Raw genomic sequence first — 24,714 nt, 5'->3', positions numbered from 1 at the left:
GCGGGCCTGCGGGGAGCACGTCCCGCTGGTTGTGGAGGTCCACCGCGCTGAGAACGACGCGGTCGTCACCGTCCACGACCCGCTCTTCGGCGCCGGCCCCCGCCGCACCGACACCGCCCCCGACAGCGACGAGGCCGAGTCCGGCCGCGGCCTGGTCCTCCTCGACATCCTCGCCCCCGGCTGGACCGTCAAGCCCTCGCCGATCGGCAAGCGCATCCGCTGCCGCATCCCCGCGGCCAGCTGACCGACCGACCCCTCCCCTCGCGCCCGCTGCGCCCCGGACCTCGGCCCGGGGCGCAGCGGGTGCGCCCGTGAACTTCCCGGCCGGAGGCCGTCATGAAGCAGAACACCAGCACCACCGGATCGACCGTCAAGGCCCGGCGCGAGCAGGCCGCCTACCGCCGCTACGTCGCCCGCCAGCTCGGCCCGCAGCAGGTCGGCGGCATCTACCGCTGCGGCTACTGGAACGACGTGTACGAGGTCCTCGCCATCCGGACCGAGTCGCCCTGGCACATCCAGGTCCGCACGCTCGGCGAGACCCGGATCCGCACCCACTGCACCGCCTGGGACTACCAGCAGGACCAGGTCGTCGCCGAGCCGGGCGAGGCCGCCACCACCGCCTGGGCCGCCCACGCCCACACCCACCCCGCCACCAGCGGCGCGCTCGCTGAGCAGCGCCACCTGCTGGACGAGATCGCCCACCCGGTGAGCACCGCTGCGTTCCAGCAACTCGCCCACACCGCCCAGATCGGAGCCTGAGCCATGACGATCCTGCTGAACACCGCTCCGGAGACGGACTGGCGCCACCGGGCCGGCTGCCGCAGCGTGCCGGACCCAGAGCTGTTCTTCCCGATCGGGAACACCGGCCCGGCGCTGCTGCAGATCGAGCAGGCCAAGGCTGTCTGCCGCCGGGCCTGCCCGGTCATGGAGGAGTGCCTGACTTGGGCCCTGACGACCAACCAGGAGCACGGCATCTGGGGCGGGATGAGCGAGGACGAGCGGCGGGCGTTGAAGCGCCGCGCCGCCCGCAACCGGGCCCGCACGACCTGATCGCCCGCAGCGGTTGCTGTCGTTCGCCCCCGCCCCCGGACCGCCGGCTGGGGGGCGTTCGACGGTGCCCGACGCACCGCCCGTCCGCCCGATTCTCCGAGGAGCCCTCGATGACCCAGACCACCACCACCGCCACCCAGTCCAGCAACCCCGCCGCCGAGCAGGGCACGCACTTCTACGTCTTGACCCTGCAGAAGCCCGCCGGCCACGGCATGGCCATCGCCACCACCTCCGGCACCCACACCCCGCCCGCCGGGTGGACCACCCACGACTTCTACCTCGCCGCCCGCGACGACCTGGAGCGCAGCCAGCCTGAGCTTCGCGGCGGCGTCGTCGTCTTCTTCGATGTCCGCCCCAACCAGCTCTGATCCCCCGTCGGTTGTTGTCGTTCGTGGCCGCCCTGTGCCCAGCACAAAACGGGTGCGGGGCGGCGGTGTTCGACGGTGCCCGACGCACCGCCCCGACTACGAGGAGGACTTCCGTGTTCCGCCTGATCCGCACCAGCACCTGGACGAAGACCCAGCGCCGTCTGCTCGACACCGAGTGCGAGCTGAAGGAGGCCGTCGCCATCCTCGCCGCCCAGGCCGTCGACTGGGAGCCGCCGCAGCCGCCGGTCGAGGGCGACCTGGCCGCGGTCCTGCGGTACGTCGACGCCGGTGTGCGCGAGGAGGCCGAGATGCGCGCGGCCGACTACGCCGAGCAGCACCTCGACCGGGAGAACGTGCTGGGCCTGGCGCTGGCCGAGCGCTGGACCGGTCACCCGGACGGCACCGCCGTCCACTACCTCGGCGACGGCCGGTGGCTGCACTACCACCCCGGTCGCACCAAGCTCAACACCAGCCGGTCCCAGTTCTTCGCCGGGTCGGAGCAGATCTGCCTGCTCGACAGCCACCGCAGCACCCGGGACCTGGAGCCGGTGGCCAGCCTGGCCGTCCTGCTGGAGCTACTCGGTGGCGGCTACATCAACTACCGCGCCCCACGCGTCGGCCAGCCGACCTGACCAGCGAACACCGCGCGCACCTATATAGAAGAGGAGCCCTCGTGGCGACCCGCCGCACCTCGACCCGCCGCCCGGCGGGGACGAAGACCACCACCACGACGAAGACCACCGCCACGCCGGACACCGTGCCGGCCCCCCGCGAGCCCGAGCTCGACCAGGCCGCTGCTTCCACGATCGTGGAAGCAGCCCAGGCGGAGGCCGAGCAGTTGCGCGCCGCCGCGCAGGCCGAGGCCGAGCGGCTGCTCGAGGCGGCCTGCCAGCAGATGGCCGACGCGCAGCAGCACGCCGAGCAGACCCAGGCGCAGGCCGACGCTGTCCTGGCCGCCGCCGAGCAGCAGGCCGCGGAGCGCGCCGCCGAGCTGGAGGAGCAGCTGCAGGCGGCGCGCGACGAGCTCGCCGACGCGGTCAAGCAGCGCACCGCCACCGAGCAGTCGGTCGCCCGGCTGCAGCGGCTGACGGAGCAGCAGCTCCAGGGCGCCGAGCAGACGGTGGCCCGGGCCCGGACGATCGCCGAGGCCGACCTGGCCGCCGCCGAGCAGACAGTGGCCCAGCGGCGCGAGGTCGCCGCCAAGCTCCACAGCGAAGCGGAGGCCGAGGCCGACCGGATCGTGGCGGCCGGCCGCGAGCGGGCCCAGCAGCTCATGGCCGAGGCCGAGCTGGCCAAGAAGCAGGCCGACAGCGAGGCCATGGCGACCACCGCGCACGCCGAGCAGCTGGTCGCCGACGCCAAGCGGCGTGCTGAGGAACTGGTGGCTGCGGCTGAGGAGGACGTCCAGGCCCGGCGCGCGTCGGCGGCCCGGGCCCGCGAGGAGGGCCAGGCCGACGCCGCGGTGCTGCGTGAGCAGGCCCGCGCGCAGGTCGAGGCCGCCGGCGAGGAGGCGGCGCAGCTGCTGGACGACGCGCGGGAGCGGGCCGACGGCATCACAGCGCTGGCCGAGGCGGAGGCCGAGCAGCGTCGCCGGGAGGCGGCCGAGCTGCTGGCCGGGGCCGATGCGCAGGCCACCGAGGCGGTCGCTGAGGTGCGGGCGATGGCGGAGGCGAAGGCATCCGGAGAGATCGCCAAGGCGGAGGCCGAGGCTGCCCAGCTCCTGGTTGCCGCCGAGGACAAGGCCTTCCAGCTGGTGGCCGCTGCCGAGGCCCGCGCCCGCAGTCTCGACATCGCCAGCGTCCGGCAGCAGACGGAGGCCGAGCAGCGGCTGGCGGCCATCCGTCAGGAGGCCGAGCAGGCCGAGGCCCTGGTCGCCAAGACCCGGGTCCGGCAGAAGTTCGTCGACCTGTGGGGCCCGAGGGTCGCGCTCGGCGCGACGATCGTGCTGACCGCCTCCGGCGAGTTCGCTCTGGCCCGCATGTCCGGCTGGCCCTGGCAGATCGCCTGGGCGCTGCCCCTGTCGATCGACGTCTACGTCGTCCAGTCCTTCCGCCGGCACCGGGACGTGGTCGGGGCGATCGTGCTGATGGTCGCCGCCAACGCCACCTACCACCTGGCCAACGCCAAGCTGCTCGGCGTCGATAAGAACGGGCACCCGCTGTGGTGGCTCATTGTGACGGTTGCCGCGATCGCGCCGTGGGTGATGTGGCGCCTGCACCACATCACCCAGGAGGACGAGGGCGGCCCCATCGAGGCCGAGCCGGTTGCCGGCGAGAGTGAGACCGGCACGGACGAGGATGAGATCGACGGGCCGCTGTACGTCGGTCTCACCGACGACCACGCCGCCCTCCCGGCCGGTCTCACGCCCGACGGCACCGGGCCGCGAGACCGGGTTGAGAGCTGGCCCGGCCTCCGTGAGACCGCCGAAGGTGAGACCGGGCCAGTGATGAGACTGGTTGAGACCGGCAACGGCGAGCGTGAGACCACCAGGTCAGAGCGTGAGACCGACAGTGAGACCGGGCCGGGCGCCGCACTGGTGAGGCGCACCAGTGAGACCGGTCGTCGCTCTCCCGCCCGGGACGCGGAGATCGAAGGCGAGGTCACCCAGCTGCTTAGTCTCATGCACCGCCGGGGCGGCAAGGACGCGGTCTCACTGGACGACGCGATGACGGTCATCGGCAAGTCGAGGGCAACGGCGGCCCGCCGTCTTGAGACCGCCCGGGGCCGCTTCAAGCAGACCGGCTGAGACCGGCCCGGCTCCCGCCAAACGACAGCCATCCCGGCCAGCTCGGTCCGACCGGACGCCAGTAACAGAGAGTGGCCACCAGGGCGAAGGAAGCGCCCTGGTGGCCGGGGCGCCAAGGCGCCGGCACCACCGTACCGCCCGTCTACGGCCGGTCAGGCAGCACCGCCTGACCGGCCGTCACCATCCCCGCGCCGTCGAATCGATCGAGGAGAAACCCATGGCCTCCTTCACCGCCCCGACCGCTGTTGCCGCCGTGAAGCTGCTGCTGGGCCGGGCCGCTGCGGTCGTGCTGCTGGCTGCGGTCCTGGCCGTCCGGCCGCTGCCAGCCTTGGCCCGTTACCGCGCCTGACCGTCCGTCCGCGCAGGCCAGCGTGCCGCGCGGCGCCGGATCCCGGCTTCTCCGCACGGTCACCAGCCCGCCCCTGCGGGCGGTCTGGTGGCCGACGAAGGCGCCCGGCGCCGAGCACCATCCACCCCCCGTTGACCCTGTTCGCGGCCCGGCTCGGCCGGGCATCGCACGAAGGAGATCCGCACCATGCCGACCGACCGCGACTCGGTCTACAACGACCCCAACCAGATCTTCGACATCAGCTCGGTGCCGTCGTGGAAGACACCGCCCCTGCACGGTGCCCACGCCCCCGGCTTCAAGCTGTCGTCCCGCGCGAAGGCCGGTATCGCCGCAGGTGGGGTGGTCCTGGCCGCCACCGGGATGATCGCTTGGTCGAACTACTCCGCCGCCCAGGCCAACGCGGACGTCCGCAAGGCCCAGATCGCCCTGGACGCCCAGCGCCTCGACCTGCAGCGCCAGCAGCAGGCCGCCGAAGCAGCCAAGACCCAGGCGCAGGAGACCGACGCGCAAAAGGCCCGCCGCGAGGCGGTCCAGGCCTGCGTGGCCAAGGCCGGCAACACCTACAACGCGATCTCGGACTGTGGCAAGGCGTTCCCGGTCGTCGACGCGCCGGGCATGACCAACACCTCGCAGACCGTCTCCGCTGGCAAGAACGACAGCGGCTCCTCTGAGGTCGGCCTGATCGTCCTGGGCGCCCTCGGCGCCGCCTGCACCGTCGGTTGGGCGAAGAAGAAGTTCGGCCGCCACTTGCCCAACATGTGACATTCCGTCACCTCCCCCCACCCACCCCCCACCCAGGGAAACAGCCCCCACAGGCTCCCCCGGCCGGTAGAAGGCCCGAAACGGCCTTTCCTCGGCCGGGTGGGGGGTGGGTGGGAGAACACCGAGAGTGAGGAAAACCTTCGATGGCAACGCCCACCGCCCCGACCGCCCCGACCGGCGCCGACCCTGCCGCCGACCCGGATCCGGCCCCGCAGCAGGCCGCGCACACGGCGCCGCAGGCGGCGGGCAGCGCCGGCCACAGCACCCTGGCGCAGATCCTCTCCCCCGTGCAGCCCGCCCGCCCCACCGTCCCGCTCGGCACCACCGCCGCCTTGGCCGAGGAAGCCGCCGACAGCGGCACCGCCGGCACCGCCAAGCCCGCGAAGGACCCAGCCGGCGAGGTTGGGGGCGAGGGGGCGCTGTCGGCGCTGGTGCGGGCCCTGGCCACCCGGCTGGCCCGCACCGGCACCGCGACCACCATCCGCCGCAACCACCAGATCACCGAGAACCGGGTCTCCGGCAACTCGACCAACACCACCAACAAGGCGGACCGGGTCGGACGCACCGACCACTCCAGCAAGAACCACCGCGACCACAAGCTGGCCGACCTCAACAACAAGCAGCACCAGGGCAGGACCAACCAGGACACCAAGCGGGGCGACACCCGCGACACCAAGGCCTCTGACACCCGCGCCGGCCGCAACGACAACTCGACCAAGCACCACCGCGACCAGCGCGACACCCGCGACGACAAGGGCGGCAGCACCAAGACCAGCAAGGACGACCGGACCACCCGCGACACCCGGGACAACAAGGGCGGGACCACCAAGACCAGCAAGGACGACCGGACCACCCGCGACACCCGGGACAACAAGGGCGGGACTACCAAGACCAGCAAGGACGACCGGACCACCCGCGACACCCGCGACAACAAGGGCGGGACCACCAAGACCAGCAACAGCGGTGGCAGTACCGGGGCCGGCACGAAGTCCGGCAAGAACGACACGGTGGTCACCACCTCCCGGCCCGACGGCCTGGAGAAGCGCAACGACAAGACCCGCGGCCCCAAGCTCACGAAGGGCAGCGGCGGTCCCGACGGTGCTGGCGCGAAAACCGGCACCGGCCGCACCCCGAAGCCGGGCAGCGGCGGGACGAGCACCACCGGCGGACCGAAGCCAGACCCGAAGGGCCTCACCACCAAGACAGCCCCGGCCAAGGGGCCCGGGAAGCACATCGAACCCGACTCGCCCGCCGATCCGGCCAAGACCGGCCCCGGCACGCCCCGAATGCCCGGCACCGGCGCCACAACCAAGAAGGCCGCCGACTCGAAAGGCCTAACCGCCAAGACCAACCAGGGGCAGGCCAAGCAGCCCAGGCCGAAGACCCAGACCGCCCGCGAGGCCGGATACCGCGACGGCACGCGGGCCGCGGGCGTGGTCGGCCAGGTCAAGGCGTACCGCGACGGCGCCCGCGACGGCTGGGACGAGCGCACCGCCGCCGACCAGGCCGACAAGCGCCGGATGGACGCCAACCGGGACAGCAACGCCCTGCACCCCAAGAAGCCGGCCAAGCCGCCGCTGGCCCCGGCCACCGGCTCGACCGCCGACCTGGCCAAGACGGCGGCCACCCCAGCCGACCAGCCGCCCGACCCGAACAAGACCAAAGTGCCGCCCACGATCCCGCCCAAGCCCAGCACCCCACCGACCGTGTCGATGAAGAAGGCCACCAGCGAGCAGGCCACGCCACCCGCCGACATGAAGAAGCCCACCACCGCACCGACCGATCAGCGGCCCCCAGCCCCCTCGCCGACCGCGCGGGCAACCACCACAACCCTGTCGACCAGCCAGCCCGAGGAGAACGCCACGTCCAGGACCACCGCGCCGACGCCCAGCAAGGCCCCGCTGTCGCCGCCGCGCCCCGCCGGCCCGCCCAAGCCCGTCGCCGCCCCGGTGCAAAACGTCGCCGTCGGCGAGCAGGCCGTGGCCTTCACCTCCGGCGGCACCCGGCACCACCTCAGCCGCGGCGAGGTGCGTACCCTGCGCCAGTTCGAGCGGCGCCTGGCCGAGAAGAAGGAGCAGCTGGCCAGCTTCACCGATGACAACAAGGTGGCCCGCGAGCGAGCCGCCGAGCACGCGATCCGCGCTCAGCAGCTTGCCGAGGACGCCAAGGCCGTCAAGGGCGGCATGACCCTGGTCATGATCCTGAATCAGCTCGCCGAGCGGGTAGCCGCGCTGCGCTCGCGTACCGAGGAGATCGAGCAGCGGACCACCCGGGGCATCGAGGCGCTCGGCGTGCTGGACGCCAATGCGAAGACCAGGCACGGCGTCATCTACAAGGCCGTGGTCGACAGCCCGCTCACCGCGCCCGCCGAGCGCACCTTCTACCGCGACACCCAGGGAGGCTGACATGGCCGCAGGACTGACCTACCGCCAGCTGCTGCGCGAGGTGCGCAGCCTGGCCCGCGAGATCGGCCGCGACACCGACGGCCACCGCCAGCTGGCCAAGGCCCTTGAAGACGAGGCCCGCGACACCGGCCGGATCGCCGAGCAGATCTCCGCCCTCAAGGTCGACAGCGCAACGGTCGCTGAGACCCGCGAGGTCGGCCGGATCATGCAGGGCATCTCCACCGCCGCTATCGCCTACGCCGCTGCCGCCACCGAGGCCGGCCAGCACGCCAGGACCGCCGACCAGCAGGCGGTCACCGACCACGACGGCATCCAGCAGGCCGTCGACTCCTCCCCCGTCGAGATGGCCGACCGCGGCTGGTACACCCAGGAGTAGAACGTGACCACCGATCAGACCCAGCCCACCGCCCAGGCGCTGCCCAACCCGCGCACCGAGAAGCGCTTCGCGGTCGCCGAGATCGCCGCCCCGGCGGCGTGCGCGGCGATCATGCCGCTGCTCGACCCGCAGGCCGCCGGCACCATGGCGACCTTCCTCGCCGCCCCCGCCCTCGTTGCCGGTCTCACCTTCACTGGTGTGCTGTCCGACCAGCTGCTCGACAGCGTCCCCGGCGGTGACCTGCTGCGCGCACACCGCCGCCCGTTCTTCGTCTCCGCGGTCGCCACCGCCACCGCGGCGGCGACGGCCACCGTGCACGGCCTGGCCGGCATCGACGGTTTGGCGTTCGGCTTCCTGAGCATGCCCTCGGTCGCGGGCCTGGTTTCCTGCGCCTGGTGGAGTGCCAGCGGCTTCGTCGCGTATTCCCTGCGCAAGGTCCTCGGGGTGGGCCGCCACCGCCCCCGGCCGACCGTTCCCGTCGCAGCGGCCCCTGGGCAGGGCAGTGGCCCGATGGACCCGCAGGTGCTGGAGGTACTGCGGCTTTGGCACGACCACGTCTCCGGCGACGGCGGCACTCACCCGGGCCAGCACCTCACCCTGACCGCCCACGGCTCCTCCGCGTGGGAGGGCATCGTCGAGGCTGCCCCCGGTCGGCCGGTCACCGTCACGGCCGAGACCGTCTCCGGCGTCTACCGCCTCCCAGTCGACTGGGTCCACTTCACCGACGGTCCGCACACCAGCTCCCGCCACATCCGCGTCGACCTGGTCGCCCCGACCGCCGAACAGCCGCAGTACAGCGCCCTGGAGGCGCGTTGGCTGCGCAAGGTCGCGCACAAGTCCGGCTGCATGCCCGGCACCCACCTCGAAGGCGCCGTCGAGGACCCGGCCACCGGCGGCGTCGCCGCGTGGATCGTCGCCGACGACGACACCGACGCCATCACCGTGCCCGACCAGTACCGCATCGCCGGCGCCCTGCACACCACCACCCTGCTGGTCTCCGTCACCCCGACCACCAACCCGCGCAAGGCGATCCTGCGGCTCATGGAGCACTCCCCACTAGAGGACGGCAAGCCCCTGCCTGGCCCCGAGGTGCTGCTCGCGAACAAAAACGGGTTCGTGCAGCTGGGCACCGGCATCTCCGGCCGACCCTCGCGCCTGCAGCTGTTCGACCCCAAAATCGGCGCCCAGCACGTCCTGGTCGCCGGCGTCACCGGATCCGGCAAGGGCGGCGTCCTGCAGCTGATCTGCCTGGCCTACCACGTCAACTCGGTGGCGATCATCTACGCCGACCCGAAGGGATCCTCCAACCCGGACGCCGCGAAGATGGCCGCCTACGCGGGATGCGGCAAGGAACAGGCCATGGGCTCGCTGCGCGTGGCCTACGCGATCCTGCTGCACCGCATCGCCGAGTCCGCCGCCGCCGACGCCAAGAACTTCACCGCCAGCGCGGAGCGGCCGTTCGTCGCGCTGGTGCTGGACGAGTTCGCCCAGCTACTCGGCGAGAAGTCCCCTTTCATGAAGGAGGCCGCGTTCATCGTCGCGGCCATCGCCGAGCAGGGCCGCTCCCTGGGCATGGCTGTGGTCTTGTGCGGCCAGATCCTCAACCTGGAAAAGATGGGCTCGGACACCTCGATCCGCGACAACGTCTTCTACGGCGGCGCCCTGGTGCTGCTGCGCAGCGACGGTGCCCAGAAGCACCGCGTCGACCTGCCCGACGCGTTCGCCGGCGCCGACCCGTCCCGGATCCCCGCGTTCTGGAAGGGCGACGACGACACCCTCATCTACGACCCGACCGTCCCCGAGGACGACCCAAGCCGGACTTTCGGCGTCGGCTACGTCGTCGGCCCCGATGAGCGGGCCGAGATGATGCGCGCCTGGATCCTGGAGTCCGCGGCCGGCCTGTACGACCCCGAGCGCATCGTCATCCCCGCCGATTTCCCCGACTGGGACAACCGCGAAGACATCGCGGCCACCCCGGTCGGCCCGGCCGCCACCACCACCACCAGCGGCGGCGATGGTGACGACTGGGACGGTGGCAGCGGCGGCTGGACACCGCGCGCCGCCACCGCCCAGCCCCAGCGTGAGCTGACCGCCGAAGAGAAGATCGTGCGAGTCCTCGACGAGCGGCGCGACCCGATCGGCGAAGAGGTCGGCTACCTCCACCTCGACCAGATCGAGGAGATCTCCGGCGTGAACCGCAAGACGCTCGAGAACACGTGCTCCCGGCTCGCCAAGGGCGGCACCCTCGTCCGCAACCCCGACAGGGCCGGCGAATACGGCCTGCCCCTGCCCAAGCAGGACCGCTCCTCCGTCCCCGCCTGACACACCGACAGCTCCTACACCGGCCCCGGCCCCGCCCGCACCACGGCGGCACCGGGGCCGACCCTTTCCACCCACCACTTCGTGAATGGACCACCGATGACCTGGGTCATATCCCGCGACCAGAAGCTCGCCAACGCCCGCGAACTGCTCCACACCCGCTCCGCCACCCTCGCCAACCTCCACCCCGGCACCGCGGCGCACGACGGCCTGGTCAAGGAATGCGACGCCATCTACGCCCTGATCACCGAGTTGGAGAACGCCACCGAGATCTCGCCGGGCGCCATCCTCATCGCACTTGCCGCCCTGGTCGTACTCATCCTGACGCTCCTTCACTCCTGACCCAACACCGACACCGACCGGCTGTGCCCGCCACCCCACCCGGGGCCGACCGGCACAGCCCCCTCCCCCTGAGAGGACGCTCCGTCATGACCATCCACACACGCCTGATCGTCGGCACCACCGGCTCCGGCAAGACCTACCGCCTCCGGCAGCTGGCCGCCCAGCACGCCGCTGATCCGACCGTCACCGTGTGGGCCATCAGCCCCTACAACGAGCTGACCGACACCGACCACCACACCAGCCCCGACGGCGCCGAGCGGATGCTCGCCGCCGCCCTCGCTCTGGTCGAGCAGCGCCGCACCCACGGCCCCGAGCACCAACCCACCCCGCACGAGCCGCACCTGCGGATCCTCGTCGACGAGGTCGAGCAGGTGCTACGCCAGCCGGAGGCCGGCCGCATGCTCCTCCAACTCGCCCTCACCGGCCGCCCCGCCGCCGTAGACACCGTCCTGACCGCATCCACCCACCGCCTGGACCTCTGGCCGCTGGCCTTACGCGACCTGCTCGCCGATGACACCGAGCACCTGCCGCGCCCTCATCCCTACACCGAGGACTGACCGGTCCGGTGCATCCGCCCCGGTGTCCGCGCCACCACCCCGAGAACAGGACCACGCCATGAACCAGCCCAGCCGACCCAACCCGTTCGCCCCCTTCGGCCTGGAGCAGCTCGACCCGAAGGCCAGCGCCGCCCCTGGCACGCTGCGTGCCGCCGCCCAGCGCGCCCGCAAGCTCACCGCCCCCGGCAGCGTCATGGACCGGCGCCGCCGTGAAGTCCTCGCCGCCCTGAACGGCGACTGGAACGACGCCGAGCCCTGGATCAAGGCCATCGCCTACCTGCTCGCCCTCACCGCCGCCGTCCTGCTGCTCGCCGCCGCCGCCGGCATCCTCCTGACCGCCTTCACCGACCTGGTGAACGCGGTCCACCTGCCCACCACCCTGCCCGCCCACAGCACCGGCCTCGTGCGAACCCTCACCGACCCCGTCCACCGCTACCTGGCTTCCCACACGGCCGGCACCCTGCCCGTCACCGCCACCGCGGCCTACACCCTTTGGAAGGCCACCGGCCTGGCCACGGCCCTGATCGCCTTCGTCATCAAGAAGGCCACTGCGCGCCTGACCTGGACCGCCTGGGCGGCCGCCACCCTCGCCATGGTCTGGACCGGCACCGACCCCGCCGGGCGCCCCGTCGCCACCGGTATCACCGCCGCCGCCATCGCCTTCGTCTCCCTGTTCGCCCTGCGCGGCCTGTCCTTCTCGCTGCGCCCGGTCATCTACAACATGCCGCGCAACGAGGTCGCCGCCCCGACCATCCACGTCACCATCCCCGCCCAGCCCGGCCCCGCCCAGGACACCGAGCCGACCCGGGAGCAGTGACACCGGCGCCACCACAGACCCGGCCGGCCCGGCGAACCCCGACAGCGCGCCGGGCCGCCCGCCACCGCACCCATCACCCGCCAATCCGAGAGAGGGGCACCCGCCCGATGGCTTGGTCCATATCCCGCGACGCACGACTCGCCGAACTGCGCCAGCTCCTGCACAGCCCGCTCCGCGACCCTGTCCAACCTCGTGCCGGGCACCGCCGCGCATGACGGCCTGACCAAGGAGTGCGACGCGATCTACGCCGAGATCCGGCGCCTGGAGGCCTCCACCGGCATCTCACCGAAGGCCGTCCTTCTCGCCCTCGCGGTGCTCGCCCTGATCGTCTACGGCCTCTCGCACTGATCCCGTCCGGGTCATCACGCTGACCACCGGCCCCGCCCCGCCGCCCGGCACCCAATCTTCGAGACCATCCGCCTCACCACCGACGTCGTCGCCACCACGCCGGCCGGCCGCGTCCTGCTGATCGAGCGGGGCTGGCCGCCCTTCGAGGGCGCCTGGGCCTTAACCGGCGGCAAGGCCGAGCCCGGCGAAGCCCTCGACGAGGCCGCGGCCCGCGAGCTCGCCGAGGAAACCGGCGTCCGGATCGACCCCGCGGATCTGCTCCAGCTCGGCACCTGGGACATCCCCGGCCGCGACCCCCGCGGCCGGTACGTCACCGTCGCCTACCTCGCCGTCGTCCCGGACGACACCGCGATCGCCGCCGGGGACGACGCCCGCACCGCCCGCTGGTGGCGGCTCGACGGCCTCCCGGAGCAGCTGGCGTTCGACCACGCCGCGATCCTCGCCGCGGCCTTTCGCGCGCAGGCGGCCGACGTCGGGACCGCGACCTGACCGAGCGCTGCCCTCGCGTCACCCCCATCGCTGACACCTACCGGAGGCACCGTTGCCCACCACCCGCACCACCACCGTCGAGGCGCTGGCCCTGTTCGCCACCCTCCTGGCCACGTTCGACGCGCTCCACCCCGCCTGCGACCACTGGGTGCAGGACAGCCGGTCCGCTCGCTGCAAGCGCTTGTACGGCGACCACCTCGTCTACCCCGACGGCACCCCGGTGGAGGGCGAGCACCGCACTGGTGAGCCTGTGCTGACGGCCAGCCAGCTCGGCCGCCGCGCCGCCTGGAAGCACGTCGGCTCGTACTCGGCCGTCCAGCTCGGCGCATCCCTGGCGATCGGCCGAGCCCTCGGCTACCGGATCCCTCTGCCGGCTCTGCTCGCCGGCACTGCCATCAACGGCCTCACCCACGCCGCCCTGGACCGAGGCGCCTTCCTCCAGTGGCTGGCCGACAAGACCGGCAAGACCGGTTACCTCCAGCACTGCACGGCCGCCCGCGTCGGCGAGGACGGCACCGTCACCGCTGAGCTCACTGGACCCGGATCGGCCTGGCTGGAGCTGGACTCGGCCGCGCACAAGGCCATCGGCGTCGCCGCGGCCGCCCTGACCACCTGGCTCGCCACCCGCCGCCTGGCCGGTGGTGCCGCATGATCGAGCAGACCATCGCCCAACTCCGGGCCGGCGGCCGAACTGCAGGGGAAGCCCGCATCGGCGGCACGGTTACCGCCATCGACCGGCGCACCAACCGGGCCCGCAACGAGTGGGCCGCCGTCACGCTCACCGATTCCACCGGCGTCATCGACGCGATGGTCTTCCCCCGCACCTGGAGCCAGGTCCACGAGCGCCTGGTCGTCGGCGTACGCGTGAGCGTGACCGGCCGCCTCAACGTCGCCACCGGCCTCGCGATCACCTGCTGGGTCCTGCTCAGCACGATCGCCCTCCACGGCCTGCGGCTGCGCCCCTCGCTGGTCATCCCGATCCGCGTCCGCGTGAAGCCGAAGATCACCGTCAAGACCGGCGCCGACCAGCCGAAGCCGTCGAACGGCGACACCGTCGACCGCGACGGCGACGTCTGGTAGCCGCCCCACTCCGGCCGGGACCGCCCACGCGGTCCCGGCCGCTCCCCTGTCCCCGACCAGCCCACCGAGAGGAAACCGTGCCCGCCTTCGACGTCAAGGTGATCAACACCGACGACTACCCGCTGATCATCACCGTCGACAAGAACAACCTCGCCAACGTCCACGGCAGGATCCCGGCCGCCACCGGGGCCGGCATCCTGCGCCCCCTCGCCGACCACTTCGAGCAGCACACCGACTGACCCGGGAGACCAGCAGTGCGCGCGATCGACCTCGACCCGACCGGCGAGCACCACGGCGGCACCCCGACCTTCCCCTGGAAGTTTGGGCCCAAGAAGGAGCGGCTGGCCACCCGGCGCCAGCTACGCGAGATGGGCCTACGCCCCGGAGGCCAGGCCGTCGCCGCCCAGGTCGTGTGCCGGGGCGGCAAGCGCGTCGGCCACCTCTTCCCGGTCGCCGGCGCCAAGCCGGTGCGGCCGACGACCCCCGCCCGCGCCCGCGCCCTCGCCGCCGCGATGAAGGCCCGGATGACATGCCCGGTCTGCCGCGTCACCTACGACTTCTGCCTGCCGCTGCGCTCGCTCGGCTCCTGCCTGCCGTGCAGCGAGCTGTCCGACGAAGAGCGCGAGCAACTCGCCACACTCGCCACCGCCTGACGATCCCCCGGTCCCACCGGGCCGTGACGCTGCCCACCACCGCACCCCGCCCACCGGTCAGCCAGGCCCGGAAGCGGGGCGCCGTGGTGCGCGGCGCGGCCGCCCGGCCGACACCTCCAGCAACGGACGGAGAACCACCGTGACCACCACCGACCGCGCCGCCCGCTTCACCACCGGCTACGCCCTCCTGCGCGCCGCGGGAGCGATCGGCGACATGTGGGTCCAGACCGGCACCTGCGCCCGGATCAAGGGCGCCACCGACACCAACCCCGTCGTCGACCGCGACGAGGAGACCGGCGCCGAAATCGCAGTGCACGGCACCCGCGAGGGCCAGCTCGCCTGCCTCCACCACTGCCTGACCTATACCGCCACCCAGGCCGGCGCCCTGCTGATCGGCTCGCGGTTGCTGGGCCTGCGTCTCAACCCGGGTCGCGTCGCCGCCGCCCTGGCGGTCTCTTTCGCCACCCACTACGTCGCGGACAGGCGACTCCCTTTGGCCCGCTTGGCCAAGGCCACCGGCAAGGGCGCCTTCTACGAGCGTCTGTCCCCGATTTGTGGGTCCTTTGAGCTCGATCTTCTCTGCACCAACGGCAGGGCTGCTCTCACGCTTCGATGCGAAGCCACGTGTCGCCAGCGCGAAGCCACAGGAGACCGTCACGACCCTGACCGCAGCGCATGACCACCCGTCCCGGCACTCGAATCTTGCGCCGCTCGGTCACGCTCCAGGTATCACCATCCAGCTCAGCTCGCACCACTTCGGTTGACCGCTGGTTGTGAACGCGCTTGGTCAGGACTGCTCGACGGCCGCGCACGGCGAACCCGTCCGGGTCACGTACGGGGCTGGGCCAACTGGTCACCTCACCGGTCGACGGGGTGATCCGCGTCAAGAACGTGCCTCCCCGCCGACTGCCGGAATACCAGATCAGCCAGACCCGGTCCCCCTCGGTGGCAGCGGTGCATCCCTCCAAAGGCACGTCAGGAAGGCGACCTCCCGGGGCCCAGGTTGCCTGACCTTCGGCACTCCAACCGGCAAGACCGGCTGCAGACTCCGGATGCCCTCCGTAGATGCCTTCGTCTCCGTAGGTCGTCCAGATCGATCCCCCGCGATCGGTCACCAGAGCAGGGATGTCGTCGCCGATGCAGAAGGTGGTCTCTTGGTCACCACTTTCCAGAGAAAACACCACGGCGTTCGGGCTCCACGCTCCCGACTCCTCCTTGCCCGCTCGACCGCTTGCTATGAGGAGTCGGGACTTAGGGAGAAGAGCGATGTGGCTCGGCCTGACCGGCACGTCCTTGATCGGTCGACGTTGAAGTGACCCATCAGCCTGGCGAATCACGAGCACCCCATCGAATGGGACCTGCGGGCCCCATCCCACCCAACCCTTTACGTAGCGGCTTCGGCGTAGGTACTGCCGACGGACGAGCAGAACAGCCAGCTCCCCCGTCGGGCCAACCGTCCACCACAGAGGGCGTCGTCCCGCCCAGAGTTCCGTGACAGACGGCTTCCAGACCCTCTGCACGTCGACCGTCGACACCACGTCCCCCTGCTCTCGGCCGCAGCACCCGAACGTAAGCGCTGATGAGAGGAGTCTATTGATGCCAGAACAAGACACCGCCCCAGCGGCGCCCGGCTGCCCCGCGGTGAGTTCACGGACGCTATTCCGCACAGTCGAATATCCGAACCTGCCGATACTGCTGCAGCGCACCGGCTCGCCGGACTTCGCCGAGCTGCGGACGGCCGGGCTCAACGGCATGTACTTGGCCGATCAGGCCTTGCACTCCGGGGCCCTGCTCGTCTCCGCGCTCCTGATCACCCGCCTGTGACCTGGGGTTTCTGATGCGGAATCACGGGAAGTCCCAGCGGGACCGGGCCGGTTCGCTGGAACCGCTGGGCCTGCTCGCGCTTGCTCCGCAGGAAGGTGAGGGTGAGGTCGAGTCCATCGATCTCACCCCGCCGGCCCTCGCCGACGGCCCGCTCGCGGCGGGCGAGGAGGTCCTCCTCCAGCTCATCGAGCCGAGGCAGCATCTTCGGGTTGATGCTCAGCATCGGGCAGCGGATGCAAGCGTGTTCGTGCGTGCAGGGGGCGCCGTAGGGCCGGCCGCAGGAGCCGAGCTCGACCCGGCGCTTGTCGAAGTGCTCGTTGAACTCGCTCCACTCGGTCTCGGTCGGCTTGCGGTACTCGCTCTCGGGCCGTTGGGCCCGGCGGCGGGCGAGGAACTCCTGGTAGTGCCGGACCACGTCGTCGTCGAAGACCGCGACGTAGCCACGCGTGGTTTGGATATTCAGGTGGCCCAACAAGGCCGCGCCGATGTGGATCGGCAGCCCGTTGTTGACCAGCTCGGTCGCGAAGAGCCTGCGGAAGTCGTGCGAGGCGAACTTCACCTCCGCGAACCGCGGATCGGTGGAGACCAGCCCGTCGGCGGCGCGGTGGATCATGCGCCACATCGTCGTGTTGGACATCGCCTTGACCGCCCCGGAGTGAACGGTCTGGAACAGGTAGGGCAGCGGGTCGCTCCAGACCTTCTCGTGCAGGTCGTAGCGGGTGCAGACCGGCAGGGTGCCGTGCGCGCGGATGTGGCGGCGGATTACCTGGGCGATGACGTGGAACAGCTCGGCGGACATCGGGATCACCCGCTCCCGGTCACTCTTGGAAGGCGTGATGACCAGCAGCGCGACGACTTCGCCGTTGGGCCGCTGGTAGTTGCGCACGCTCAGGTGGGTCAGCTCCGTGAGCTCCTCGGCGCGCAGGCCGGCCAACCGCAGCGTCTCCACGATCGCCCACTGCCAGAACGCCTGGTTCTCGGTGTGGGTGAGCTGCACCAGTTCGCCGGTGCTCCGGTTGACCGCGCGGATGGCCGCGGTCGACGGGTCGGGCCTCTTCACGTCCGATTTCGCCGAGACGCGCTGCCACTCGACGCCATCGACGGTGAATCGTTCGCCCAGGTCGACGGCGCGGGCCGCCTCCAGCAGGGTGCGCCAGCGGTGCCACTGATCGGTGACGTGCTGGGACAGGATCGGCACCAGTGGCTGACGCTCGCGGGTGCGATTGGCCATCCGCTCCTGCAAGCGTCGGCGGCGGACGTGGAACCACCGCAGGTCCTCGTCCCGGATCGGGCAGGGCGCGACCCATTGCGCCCAGCGTTCCGGTTCGGCGACCGCCCAGGTGTGCAGGTCCAGATAGAAGGCACGGACCACCATGAACGGCGCGTCCAGGTGCAGCCGGGGCGTACCGTCCCGGTTCACCAGCAGCTTCTCCTTCCAGTGCGCGACCGCCTCGGCGGTCAGCCGCAGGTCGGCCTGGTCGGGGTTGAACTCCTCGATCACCTTCCAGAAGAGCCGGACCAAATTGTTGACCAGGCCCGTAAGGCTGGAATAGTCGAGTTCGACGGAGCGGCGGCCGATGTAGTCCACCAGCAGGTCCCGCACCCCCTGGTTGCGGAGCTGGTGCTTGTCGACCAGCTCGGCCACGGTGCGCTGGCCCCTGGTCACCGCACCCCGCAGGGTGCGCGGGGTCGAGGCCGGGAAGTGCCCCATCTCGGACAGCACCACCCATGCCTGGGTGGCGGCGAAGCAGCCGTCGGCGGCCACCTCACCGGGCGTGACGCCGTACTTTCTGGACTCCATCGCGTAGTGCAGCAGCGCTTCGGGGGTCAGGTCGGCGATGTCGATGCCGAACACGGTCAGCGCGATGCACATGTCGAACTGGGCCCGCCGGATGGAGGCGCCGCTCATCGGCAGCTTCAGGGTCCGCTCGAAGAACTCCTCCAGTACCGGGTCCTGGGCGAGCTGGCGGAACCAGCCGACGTAGTCGGAGAACCGGTAGGAGCGGAAGGCCAGCAGCGACGGCTGGATCACGCGCATCGCGAAGGCGTGGCCGGCGGCGGTGTTGACCGCGCTCATGATCGCCTTGGAAGTGCCCGGGTAGAGGTCCTTGGCCAGGCGGCCCCGCTCGTTGAGCCCGGACGCCTCCCAGCGGTCCTGCCAGGTCGAACCGGGGAACTGCTCCAGGATCTCCAGCAGCTTCCGCATTCCCTCGACCGGTCGGGAGCTGCTGCGGGTCAGCGAGCCGAAGGCCGTGCCGGTGAGCTCGGCGATCTCCTGGGTCGGGGCGGTCGACAGCTCGCCCAGCGGCCGGGGCGGATGGGCCGGTGGCGGTGGCGGCGCCGGCTGAACCGCCGTCGGAGTGAAGGCGAAGTCCCGTTCGTAGACCTCGACCGAGTGGCGGCGGACCCGGCCGGTGGTGGGCCCCTTGACCCGGGCGCTGGTCCCGACCTTGCTACCGGGCACCGAACACCACCGCCACGTCCTCGGGGTCGTACTGCTGCGACCAGGCGGCCGGCTGCTGAGGTCGGCTGTAGTGCTGGGCGAGCTTGTCGACCAGGTCCTCCAGCCCGACCACGGTGTAGAGGGCGGTGGTGGTGATATGCGCGTGCCGCAGGATCGTCTGCACCTCCGCCAGCGTCATCGCCGGATCTCGGGCCAGCCGAGTCGCCGCCGTGTGCCGGGCGTCGTGCAGCGTCCAGTTCATGCCCAGCTGCTCGGTCGCCCGCTGGAGGATGCGCCGGGCCGCCCAGTAGGTCAGCGGCTTCACCTCGCCGCGGCGGGTTCGCCAGACCGGCTCACCGGGGCCGGGTAGGCCGGTCTCCTCCAGGTAGGCCGCGAGGTAGGCCAGGGCCTCCGGGGAGACCGGGACGGGCTGACGCTCCCGGGTGCCCTTGGAGATCACCCACCACTGGCCCTTGTGCCAGTCGATATCGCTCAGCTGGACACCCAGCAGTTCGCTGGCCCGAGCACCGGAGGAGACGTAGCAGGCCAGCAGGGCGCGATCCCGGGTGCAGCGCATCTGCCCGAACAGCTCATCCCATTGCGCGTCGGGGATCGCCCGGGGCTGGCGCACCGGCACCTTCGGCCGCAGCCGGCCCCGCCGGTGCCGGGCCTGGGCGTCGATCGGGGACCGGTGGGCGAGCGCCGAGCGGCGGGCCCGGTTCTCCGGCACCGGGTTGAGCAGCGGCCCGCGTCCGAAGTGCAGGTGGAAGGCGTAGAACCCGTGCACCACCGAGAGGCTGTGCGCGATGGTCGCCGGCGCGTACCCGGTCGGCAGAACCCGCTTACCGGTCTTCGGATTCACCGACCCCGGCGGGTGACCGCCCTCGCGGCGGCGCTGCCGCTGCTGGTTCCGGGCCGACCGCAACCAGCCAACCATCGCCGCGGCCTCGGCCTCGGTGGCCTGTTCCCACCCGACATCCACCGTCCACAACACCCCGAACCAACGCAGCAGATCGAAGGCGTAGCTCCGGCACGTCAGCGGGCTCACGTCCCCCAGCAGCCGATCCCGCAGATACGCGCTGACCGGCTCGACCTCCCGGCCCGCCGCGTCCACCACCAACCACGGCAACGACGCCGACGAACCGGCCACCACTGCCCCGACACCCGTCAGCCGTACCCGACCATCCATCAGATCCTGATGAACACGGGAGACCTCATGCGACAACGACATGCCCAGATGCTCCAGAAGCGCCGCCTCCGAGTCGAGCTGATCACCGAGTTGGTGCAGTCAACTGACCAGGCGTTCCACCACGGCTGTGAAACGGCCGCTGCTTTCCTCCTGGCCCGCTGATCCCGTCCAGGGCGCTCACGCTGCCCACCGGACCCCGCACCGCCGCCCGGCCGCCAGCCGGGTGCCGGGGCGGGGCCCGGTGAGTGGCGCGGCCGTCCGGCCGAGACCACCAGCGTGGAAGGAACCGCAGCGATGCAGTCCTGGAACACCCCCGACCACCACATCAAGAACACCGAGCACGGCGTGCTGCACTTCGCCAACAACGTCCAAGTGGTGATCGCCGACTGGGAGATCACCGAGGACGCCCCCGACGCCGACGGCCGCGTCTACGCCTCGGTGCGCGGCTGGCTGGCCAACGGCGGCGGCAGCGGCCGCCACGGCGGCCCGTACACCAGGCAGATCCAGGCGGGCCGCGCCCGTCTCGTCACCACCGAGCTGCGCGGCCGCCAGCCCATCGCCGACCGCGACGTCCACATCAGCTTCCACAGCCCCGGCCGGCCCCACCCGAACACGTGGGACCACCAGGGGCCTGCTGGTCACCGTCGAGTGGATGGACCGGCGCCTCGACAGCGAGGGCCGGCCGGTCCCCGAGACCGAGATCGGCCTGACCTCCTGGACTCACCCCACGACCGGCCGGGTCTTCGACCTGACCGTCGCCTACCTGCCCGGGGGCGAGTACTACCACCCGCTGGGCTTCACCTGGCGGCACTACGACCACTGGCACGCCAGCGCCCCGCTGCTGGAGGCGTTCTACGGCGACCACGCCGCCCCGAGCGGCGCCGGCGTCCGTTCCCTCGCCGACGGCGATTGGGTGCCGGTCAGCCAGGCCCCCGCCCGCCCCGTGCTCAACCCCACCCTCGAGGACGCGGTGGCCTCCGCCCGTTCCTGACCGTCCACTCCCGCCCGGGTACTGACGCTGCCCACCAGTTCGCGCCCCGCCGCTCGGCCAACCCGGCCGGGCAGGCGGGGCGCCCTGGTGCGCGGCGCGGCCGCCCGGCCGGACCCCACCTCTTGTGATCGGAGAACCGTGGCACCCGAACCCAGCGCCACCACACCCGAGTCCTGCGACCGCCGGCTGCTGCGGCTGGAGCGGATCGAGTCCCCGCTGATCGCCCAGCTCGCCGTCGCGATCGGTCACCTGCGCACCGCCGGCGAGCACGCCGACCCGGCTGCCAACCTCGCGTGCTACCCCGGCCGCACCGTCCGGGACCTGAGGGGCTGGGTCGGCGGCAACGTCCAGATGATCGCCGAGCTCCTCGTGCCGCTGATCGCCCCGCACACCCGGGTGGAGATCACCAGCTACGGCGTCCTGCACCAGGACCCGCCGCCTGGTAACGCCCTGACGCTCGACCTGACCACCGCGCTGCGTAACCCGCCGGAGGACCTGGCGGTGCGCGAGGTGATGATCGCCTCCACCGGGCTGGACCAGGTCGTCTACGACTACGTGATGGCCACCCCCGGCGCCGTCGAGATCGCCGAGCGCACCGTGCTGCGCGTCCTGGCTCAGGCCGCCGCCCTGCCCGGCCAGCCGGTGGCCCTGCACGTCTACTGCCGGGGCGGTCGGCACCGCAGTGTCACCCTGGCCCGCAGGGTCGGTGAACTCTGCGGGGCGCTCGGAGCCGCCGTGAGCGTGACGCACCCACGTCCGCCTGCCCGTCGTGGAGAGCGCCCGGTGACCGCCCCCACCGCCGGTCCGGTCGGTGGCGGGTGCGTGTTCTGCGCGGTCAGCGCGGGCCTGGCTCCCGCCCAGGTCGTGCGCCGCTGGCCGGAGACGCTCGCCATTGTCCCGCTGAGCCCGGTCACCGCCGGGCACGTCATCGTCCTGCCGACCCGCCACGTACCCGACGCGGCCTTCGACCCGGTGGTCACCGGTCTGACGATGCGCCGGGCCGTCGAACTCGCGCAGAGCGCCGGAGCGGCGAACTTCATCACGAGCATCGGCACCGAGGCCACGCAGACCGTCCGTCACCTGCACATCCACCTCGTCCCCCGCCGCGCACACGATGGCCTCGCCCTGCCCTGGACGGCGGCCGCGCCCGCTGCGGCCGGGACGCAGACGTTCAGCGACGACCCCACCGGCGTCTGGATCGGAGAAGCATGAAGCGCACCACCCTCCTGACCGCTGCGGCCGGCACCGCGCTGGCCGCAGCGGGGATCACGCTGCACCTTCGGCGCCAGGCCAGCACCGGCCCGGTCCCGGACGAGACCGCGGACCGGTGGGGCGAGCTGCCCTGCCCGCCGCTGCGCGAGGGCGTCGGGCACCTGCACGACTGGCTCGCCTTCGGTGACTGGACGGACCCCGCCGACGTCCTCCAAGCCCTCCAGGAGCAGGCCCCGGCCCACCTGCTCGGCGACCTGGTCCGCGATCTGGCCGCCGACCTGCGCGCCGCCGACCGCCCCGGTCTCGCCCTCCAGATGGACGAGGCCGAGCAGCTGCTGCGCCGGGCCGCCGACGTCCTCGGCGAGGTCGACTACGCCGACGACGGCTCTCCGTGCCCGGATGAGCCGCACGACGCGAACTGCGTCGGCGGGTGCGGTGGAACCGGGATGGTGCTGGAGACCATGACCTGGGACGACCAGGGCGACGGGATCTTCGTGCCGGTCCACCAGGAGCCCGTCGACTGCCCCAGCGGCCGGCACTACTACGTCCACGGCGAGACCTGTGAGTGCGGCGGCAGTGGCTACACCTTCGAGGGCGGCTACCGGCACCGCTGCCTCGCCAGCCTGCCGCCGGTGCCCCGCCCGCTGCCGGACGACGACCCGTGGGCCAGCGCCGCGCCGTACGTCGGCGCGGACGACTACCCGGGCTGACACCTGCCCCTACCCACAGCACCGCGGCCCGCCTGACGGATCAGGCGGGCCGCGGGCTTCCCCGGGTCCGGCCACCCCTGCCTCTCACAGCCGACCGGCCGAACCCAGGTCACCCCTCCGACACGAGATCAGAAGGACACCCCAGTATGGCGACCGCCGTCCTCACCCACGCCCTCCCCTCCTCCGCCCTCAGCCCCGGCCAGCGCCGCCAGGCCGCCGCCGCGATCCGCACCATCGGCCGCCTCGCCCCTCGCCCGCACCGCTCCCGCTACGCCTGCGACACCTGCTCGGTGGCCTGGTCCGGGCCCGAGGCCGACTGCTGGTCCTGCGGCCGGCCCGCCAGCCACGCCCGCGACGACTCCTCCCTTCTCCACCGGCTGCTGCTCGCCCCCGTCACCCCCAGGAAGGCGGGACCGCGGTGAGCACCCACCTGCCCGAGGACGTCGACCGGCGCCTGGCCGCCGAACTCGTCCCCCAGTGCCCCGCCCCGCCGACCCGCCGCCGCACCCGCACCGCCCAAGCCGGCCCGGTCCCCGCCGACCCGCTCGCCGCCGAACACCGCGCCCAGCTCCTGGCCGCCCTGCGCACCACCGCCCCGAGGAGGACCGCAGCATGAGCACCGATCACCCCAACCAGGCCGTGCCGCTGGACCTGATCCTCGGCCCGCACCTGGCCGTTCAGGTCATCCGCCGCGCCGCCACCGCCCTCCAGCGCGACGACCTGCTGCCCGAACCCGTCGCGCTGCGGCTGGCGTGCGAGCGGGCCACCGACGGCGACCCGCTCATCCTGGCCGCGCCCGGCCAGATCTGGGAGCTGCGCGACGACGTCGACCCCGACGACGCCCCCGCCCACCGCCTGGCCATCCACCTGCGCCTGACCAGCCCGCCGACCCTCTACGTGTCCGACCCGGACGACCCGACGGGCGACGGCGAGATCGACGAGCTGCTCCTGGAGGTCCTGCACCTCTACACCCTGGCGTCCTGGGACACGCGGTTCCTCACCGCGCCGACCGCGATCGGCTGACCGATGCCCAGCGACACCGCCATCCCGGCCACCGTCATGATCGCCGCCGAAAGCATCGACCTGTCCCCCACCGAGCCGCAGCAGGACGCCGACGCCGCGGTGCGCACCGCCCGCAGCGCCCGCGACGAGGAGGACCTGGTCCTGCTCCTGACCGCGCTCGGCCTGCCCTGCGGCGAGGACGACCTCGCAGCGCTGCGCTCGCACCTCGCCACCCAGGCCGGCACCGCCGACCGTCCCGACCAGACCATGGAGGCACCCCCGTGTCCGACACCCTCACCACCACCGACGAGTTCGACGTCCTGGCGGCCGTGGACCCGGTGACCCGCGAGGTCGCCCTGGCCATGCGCGCCAAGGGCGACAGCCCGCTCAAGATCCTCGCCGCCACCGGCCTGACCGAGGACGAGCTGCAGGCCCTCGCCGCCCAGCACCCGGCCCCCGAGACCGGATCGGGGTTCGGCACCGCCGTGGACGAGCTCCTCGCCTGGGCCGCCCAGCACTCGCAGGCCAAGGTCCAGCGCCTGGCCGAGCAGGCCCGCCAGGCGCTGGGGAAGCTCGCCGCGCAGCGCACCGCCGACCAGGCCGTCGCCGCCTACGAGGCCAAGGTCGCCACCCTCAAGGCGCAGCTGGCCCGCGCCGAGCAGGCCCTGCGCGACGCCAAGGC

The 24,714-nt window shown here is 72.3% G+C and carries 33 protein-coding genes and 1 pseudogene; 31 read left to right on the top strand and 3 right to left on the bottom strand.

The annotated features are described in order from the left end of the window. The 22 genes from LN042_RS34360 to LN042_RS34260 form a co-directional block, all read left to right on the top strand. Positions 1 to 244, top strand: a 244-nt coding sequence (locus LN042_RS34360; protein WP_230055377.1) for an ATP-binding protein, incomplete at its 5' end; no start/stop codon positions are given. A 92-nt stretch (positions 245 to 336) separates the two neighbouring features. Further along, positions 337 to 759 (top strand): hypothetical protein, encoded by a 423-nt coding sequence (locus tag LN042_RS34355; protein WP_230055376.1) that lies wholly within the window; start codon positions 337 to 339, stop codon positions 757 to 759. A 3-nt stretch (positions 760 to 762) separates the two neighbouring features. Beyond that, positions 763 to 1,050, top strand: a complete 288-nt coding sequence (locus tag LN042_RS34350) for a WhiB family transcriptional regulator (RefSeq protein WP_230055375.1) — start codon at positions 763 to 765, stop codon at positions 1,048 to 1,050. Between the two features lie 110 nt (positions 1,051 to 1,160). Next, a complete protein-coding gene (locus LN042_RS34345; protein WP_230055374.1) occupies positions 1,161 to 1,418 on the top strand; it encodes a hypothetical protein in 258 nt (85 codons plus the stop codon). A 113-nt stretch (positions 1,419 to 1,531) separates the two neighbouring features. Next, positions 1,532 to 2,050, top strand: coding sequence for a hypothetical protein (locus LN042_RS34340; protein ID WP_230055373.1), 519 nt, complete (start codon positions 1,532 to 1,534; stop codon positions 2,048 to 2,050). A gap of 41 nt (positions 2,051 to 2,091) precedes the next feature. Continuing rightward, a complete protein-coding gene (locus tag LN042_RS34335; RefSeq protein ID WP_230055372.1) occupies positions 2,092 to 4,164 on the top strand; it encodes a coiled-coil domain-containing protein in 2,073 nt (690 codons plus the stop codon). A 217-nt stretch (positions 4,165 to 4,381) separates the two neighbouring features. Then, positions 4,382 to 4,513 carry a hypothetical protein gene (locus tag LN042_RS37540; protein WP_283844002.1) on the top strand — a complete coding sequence of 44 codons (132 nt, stop codon included), beginning with the start codon at positions 4,382 to 4,384 and terminating at the stop codon, positions 4,511 to 4,513. Between the two features lie 186 nt (positions 4,514 to 4,699). Beyond that, entirely contained in the window at positions 4,700 to 5,275 is a 576-nt protein-coding gene (locus LN042_RS34330; RefSeq protein ID WP_230055371.1) for a hypothetical protein, read from the top strand. A 143-nt stretch (positions 5,276 to 5,418) separates the two neighbouring features. Continuing rightward, entirely contained in the window at positions 5,419 to 7,680 is a 2,262-nt protein-coding gene (locus LN042_RS37535) for a hypothetical protein (protein ID WP_283844001.1), read from the top strand. A 1-nt stretch (position 7,681) separates the two neighbouring features. Further along, complete coding sequence (locus LN042_RS34320) at positions 7,682 to 8,056, top strand: hypothetical protein (protein WP_230055370.1); 375 nt, start codon at positions 7,682 to 7,684, stop codon at positions 8,054 to 8,056. Positions 8,057 to 8,059: 3 nt separating this feature from the next. Continuing rightward, positions 8,060 to 10,378 (top strand): type IV secretory system conjugative DNA transfer family protein, encoded by a 2,319-nt coding sequence (locus LN042_RS34315; protein ID WP_230055369.1) that lies wholly within the window; start codon positions 8,060 to 8,062, stop codon positions 10,376 to 10,378. Between the two features lie 96 nt (positions 10,379 to 10,474). Further along, positions 10,475 to 10,717 carry a hypothetical protein gene (locus tag LN042_RS34310; protein WP_230055368.1) on the top strand — a complete coding sequence of 81 codons (243 nt, stop codon included), beginning with the start codon at positions 10,475 to 10,477 and terminating at the stop codon, positions 10,715 to 10,717. An 86-nt stretch (positions 10,718 to 10,803) separates the two neighbouring features. Continuing rightward, positions 10,804 to 11,274 (top strand): type IV secretory system conjugative DNA transfer family protein, encoded by a 471-nt coding sequence (locus tag LN042_RS34305; protein WP_230055367.1) that lies wholly within the window; start codon positions 10,804 to 10,806, stop codon positions 11,272 to 11,274. Between the two features lie 58 nt (positions 11,275 to 11,332). Continuing rightward, a complete protein-coding gene (locus tag LN042_RS34300) occupies positions 11,333 to 12,091 on the top strand; it encodes a hypothetical protein (protein WP_230055366.1) in 759 nt (252 codons plus the stop codon). Positions 12,092 to 12,283: 192 nt separating this feature from the next. After that, positions 12,284 to 12,439, top strand: a complete 156-nt coding sequence (locus LN042_RS34295) for a hypothetical protein (protein ID WP_230055365.1) — start codon at positions 12,284 to 12,286, stop codon at positions 12,437 to 12,439. A 54-nt stretch (positions 12,440 to 12,493) separates the two neighbouring features. Further along, positions 12,494 to 12,928 carry an NUDIX domain-containing protein gene (locus tag LN042_RS34290; protein ID WP_230055378.1) on the top strand — a complete coding sequence of 145 codons (435 nt, stop codon included), beginning with the start codon at positions 12,494 to 12,496 and terminating at the stop codon, positions 12,926 to 12,928. Between the two features lie 52 nt (positions 12,929 to 12,980). Then, positions 12,981 to 13,580, top strand: a complete 600-nt coding sequence (locus LN042_RS34285; protein WP_230055364.1) for a hypothetical protein — start codon at positions 12,981 to 12,983, stop codon at positions 13,578 to 13,580. After that, positions 13,577 to 14,008, top strand: coding sequence for an OB-fold nucleic acid binding domain-containing protein (locus tag LN042_RS34280; protein WP_230055363.1), 432 nt, complete (start codon positions 13,577 to 13,579; stop codon positions 14,006 to 14,008). Before LN042_RS34285 ends, LN042_RS34280 begins: the two co-directional genes overlap by 4 nt. Positions 14,009 to 14,085: 77 nt before the next feature. Further along, positions 14,086 to 14,247 carry a hypothetical protein gene (locus tag LN042_RS34275; RefSeq protein ID WP_230055362.1) on the top strand — a complete coding sequence of 54 codons (162 nt, stop codon included), beginning with the start codon at positions 14,086 to 14,088 and terminating at the stop codon, positions 14,245 to 14,247. A 15-nt stretch (positions 14,248 to 14,262) separates the two neighbouring features. Next, positions 14,263 to 14,661, top strand: a complete 399-nt coding sequence (locus LN042_RS34270) for an RRQRL motif-containing zinc-binding protein (RefSeq protein ID WP_230055361.1) — start codon at positions 14,263 to 14,265, stop codon at positions 14,659 to 14,661. Positions 14,662 to 14,800: 139 nt separating this feature from the next. After that, positions 14,801 to 15,340 (top strand): hypothetical protein, encoded by a 540-nt coding sequence (locus LN042_RS34265; protein WP_230055360.1) that lies wholly within the window; start codon positions 14,801 to 14,803, stop codon positions 15,338 to 15,340. A gap of 917 nt (positions 15,341 to 16,257) precedes the next feature. Further along, a complete protein-coding gene (locus LN042_RS34260; protein WP_230055359.1) occupies positions 16,258 to 16,485 on the top strand; it encodes a hypothetical protein in 228 nt (75 codons plus the stop codon). On the opposite strand, the gene LN042_RS34255 is transcribed toward LN042_RS34260, so the two are convergent. Together LN042_RS34255 and LN042_RS34250 are read right to left on the bottom strand one after the other, a co-directional pair. Then, complete coding sequence (locus LN042_RS34255) at positions 16,472 to 18,949, bottom strand: tyrosine-type recombinase/integrase (RefSeq protein ID WP_230055358.1); 2,478 nt, start codon at positions 18,947 to 18,949, stop codon at positions 16,472 to 16,474. The two genes, LN042_RS34260 and LN042_RS34255, sit on opposite strands and share 14 nt — an antisense overlap. Further along, entirely contained in the window at positions 18,939 to 20,117 is a 1,179-nt protein-coding gene (locus LN042_RS34250; RefSeq protein ID WP_230055357.1) for a tyrosine-type recombinase/integrase, read from the bottom strand. Before LN042_RS34250 ends, LN042_RS34255 begins: the two co-directional genes overlap by 11 nt. Before the next feature lie 27 nt (positions 20,118 to 20,144). Between LN042_RS34250 and LN042_RS37530 the strand changes: the two genes are divergently transcribed. Continuing rightward, the gene (locus tag LN042_RS37530) at positions 20,145 to 20,279 is read left to right on the top strand and encodes a hypothetical protein (RefSeq protein ID WP_283844000.1); all 135 of its coding nucleotides are present in this window, start codon (positions 20,145 to 20,147) and stop codon (positions 20,277 to 20,279) included. Positions 20,280 to 20,545: 266 nt separating this feature from the next. Here LN042_RS37530 and LN042_RS34245 read toward each other — a convergent pair whose 3' ends face one another. Then, the gene (locus LN042_RS34245; protein ID WP_230055356.1) at positions 20,546 to 20,695 is read right to left on the bottom strand and encodes a hypothetical protein; all 150 of its coding nucleotides are present in this window, start codon (positions 20,693 to 20,695) and stop codon (positions 20,546 to 20,548) included. Positions 20,696 to 20,769: 74 nt separating this feature from the next. Here LN042_RS34245 and LN042_RS34240 point away from each other — a divergent pair, with 74 nt between their 5' ends. The 8 genes and pseudogenes from LN042_RS34240 to LN042_RS34205 form a co-directional block, all read left to right on the top strand. Then, positions 20,770 to 21,108 (top strand): hypothetical protein, encoded by a 339-nt coding sequence (locus tag LN042_RS34240; RefSeq protein WP_230055355.1) that lies wholly within the window; start codon positions 20,770 to 20,772, stop codon positions 21,106 to 21,108. Positions 21,109 to 21,246: 138 nt separating this feature from the next. Further along, on the top strand, positions 21,247 to 22,320 hold the full coding sequence (locus LN042_RS37915; protein ID WP_230055354.1) for an HIT family protein: 1,074 nt from the start codon (positions 21,247 to 21,249) through the stop codon (positions 22,318 to 22,320). Beyond that, positions 22,317 to 23,030, top strand: coding sequence for a hypothetical protein (locus LN042_RS34230; protein ID WP_230055353.1), 714 nt, complete (start codon positions 22,317 to 22,319; stop codon positions 23,028 to 23,030). The genes LN042_RS37915 and LN042_RS34230 overlap by 4 nt, the downstream gene beginning before the upstream one ends. A gap of 146 nt (positions 23,031 to 23,176) precedes the next feature. Continuing rightward, the gene (locus LN042_RS34225; RefSeq protein ID WP_230055352.1) at positions 23,177 to 23,452 is read left to right on the top strand and encodes a hypothetical protein; all 276 of its coding nucleotides are present in this window, start codon (positions 23,177 to 23,179) and stop codon (positions 23,450 to 23,452) included. Next, positions 23,449 to 23,646, top strand: a complete 198-nt coding sequence (locus LN042_RS34220) for a hypothetical protein (RefSeq protein ID WP_230055351.1) — start codon at positions 23,449 to 23,451, stop codon at positions 23,644 to 23,646. Before LN042_RS34225 ends, LN042_RS34220 begins: the two co-directional genes overlap by 4 nt. Beyond that, entirely contained in the window at positions 23,643 to 24,053 is a 411-nt protein-coding gene (locus LN042_RS34215) for a hypothetical protein (RefSeq protein WP_230055350.1), read from the top strand. Before LN042_RS34220 ends, LN042_RS34215 begins: the two co-directional genes overlap by 4 nt. A 3-nt stretch (positions 24,054 to 24,056) precedes the next feature. Continuing rightward, a complete protein-coding gene (locus tag LN042_RS34210; RefSeq protein WP_230055349.1) occupies positions 24,057 to 24,374 on the top strand; it encodes a hypothetical protein in 318 nt (105 codons plus the stop codon). Next, positions 24,314 to 24,714: pseudogene (locus LN042_RS34205) on the top strand (hypothetical protein); the annotation flags it as partial. The gene LN042_RS34210 and the pseudogene LN042_RS34205, both read left to right, overlap by 61 nt.

The organism is Kitasatospora humi (assembly GCF_020907985.1).
Lineage (GTDB): Bacteria > Actinomycetota > Actinomycetes > Streptomycetales > Streptomycetaceae > Kitasatospora > Kitasatospora humi.
Note: the sequence above shows the minus strand (reverse complement) of the source record. Positions and strands in the feature narration are given on the sequence as shown.

What these genes read in the sequence shown, in the direction of transcription:
- LN042_RS34330 (WP_230055371.1), top strand. Translation starts at nt 4,700, where the DNA reads ATGCCGACCGACCGCGACTCGGTCTACAACGACCCCAACCAGATCTTC.
- LN042_RS37535 (WP_283844001.1), top strand. Translation starts at nt 5,419, where the DNA reads ATGGCAACGCCCACCGCCCCGACCGCCCCGACCGGCGCCGACCCTGCC.
- LN042_RS34320 (WP_230055370.1), top strand. Translation starts at nt 7,682, where the DNA reads ATGGCCGCAGGACTGACCTACCGCCAGCTGCTGCGCGAGGTGCGCAGC.
- LN042_RS34350 (WP_230055375.1), top strand. Translation starts at nt 763, where the DNA reads ATGACGATCCTGCTGAACACCGCTCCGGAGACGGACTGGCGCCACCGG.
- LN042_RS37540 (WP_283844002.1), top strand. Translation starts at nt 4,382, where the DNA reads ATGGCCTCCTTCACCGCCCCGACCGCTGTTGCCGCCGTGAAGCTGCTG.
- LN042_RS34215 (WP_230055350.1), top strand. Translation starts at nt 23,643, where the DNA reads ATGAGCACCGATCACCCCAACCAGGCCGTGCCGCTGGACCTGATCCTC.
- LN042_RS34210 (WP_230055349.1), top strand. Translation starts at nt 24,057, where the DNA reads ATGCCCAGCGACACCGCCATCCCGGCCACCGTCATGATCGCCGCCGAA.
- LN042_RS34250 (WP_230055357.1), bottom strand. Translation starts at nt 20,117, where the DNA reads ATGGATGGTCGGGTACGGCTGACGGGTGTCGGGGCAGTGGTGGCCGGT.
- LN042_RS34280 (WP_230055363.1), top strand. Translation starts at nt 13,577, where the DNA reads ATGATCGAGCAGACCATCGCCCAACTCCGGGCCGGCGGCCGAACTGCA.
- LN042_RS34230 (WP_230055353.1), top strand. Translation starts at nt 22,317, where the DNA reads ATGAAGCGCACCACCCTCCTGACCGCTGCGGCCGGCACCGCGCTGGCC.
- LN042_RS34305 (WP_230055367.1), top strand. Translation starts at nt 10,804, where the DNA reads ATGACCATCCACACACGCCTGATCGTCGGCACCACCGGCTCCGGCAAG.
- LN042_RS34245 (WP_230055356.1), bottom strand. Translation starts at nt 20,695, where the DNA reads ATGTGGACGTCGCGGTCGGCGATGGGCTGGCGGCCGCGCAGCTCGGTG.
- LN042_RS34225 (WP_230055352.1), top strand. Translation starts at nt 23,177, where the DNA reads ATGGCGACCGCCGTCCTCACCCACGCCCTCCCCTCCTCCGCCCTCAGC.
- LN042_RS37530 (WP_283844000.1), top strand. Translation starts at nt 20,145, where the DNA reads ATGCGACAACGACATGCCCAGATGCTCCAGAAGCGCCGCCTCCGAGTC.
- LN042_RS34300 (WP_230055366.1), top strand. Translation starts at nt 11,333, where the DNA reads ATGAACCAGCCCAGCCGACCCAACCCGTTCGCCCCCTTCGGCCTGGAG.
- LN042_RS34260 (WP_230055359.1), top strand. Translation starts at nt 16,258, where the DNA reads ATGCCAGAACAAGACACCGCCCCAGCGGCGCCCGGCTGCCCCGCGGTG.
- LN042_RS34240 (WP_230055355.1), top strand. Translation starts at nt 20,770, where the DNA reads ATGGACCGGCGCCTCGACAGCGAGGGCCGGCCGGTCCCCGAGACCGAG.
- LN042_RS34355 (WP_230055376.1), top strand. Translation starts at nt 337, where the DNA reads ATGAAGCAGAACACCAGCACCACCGGATCGACCGTCAAGGCCCGGCGC.
- LN042_RS34345 (WP_230055374.1), top strand. Translation starts at nt 1,161, where the DNA reads ATGACCCAGACCACCACCACCGCCACCCAGTCCAGCAACCCCGCCGCC.
- LN042_RS34310 (WP_230055368.1), top strand. Translation starts at nt 10,475, where the DNA reads ATGACCTGGGTCATATCCCGCGACCAGAAGCTCGCCAACGCCCGCGAA.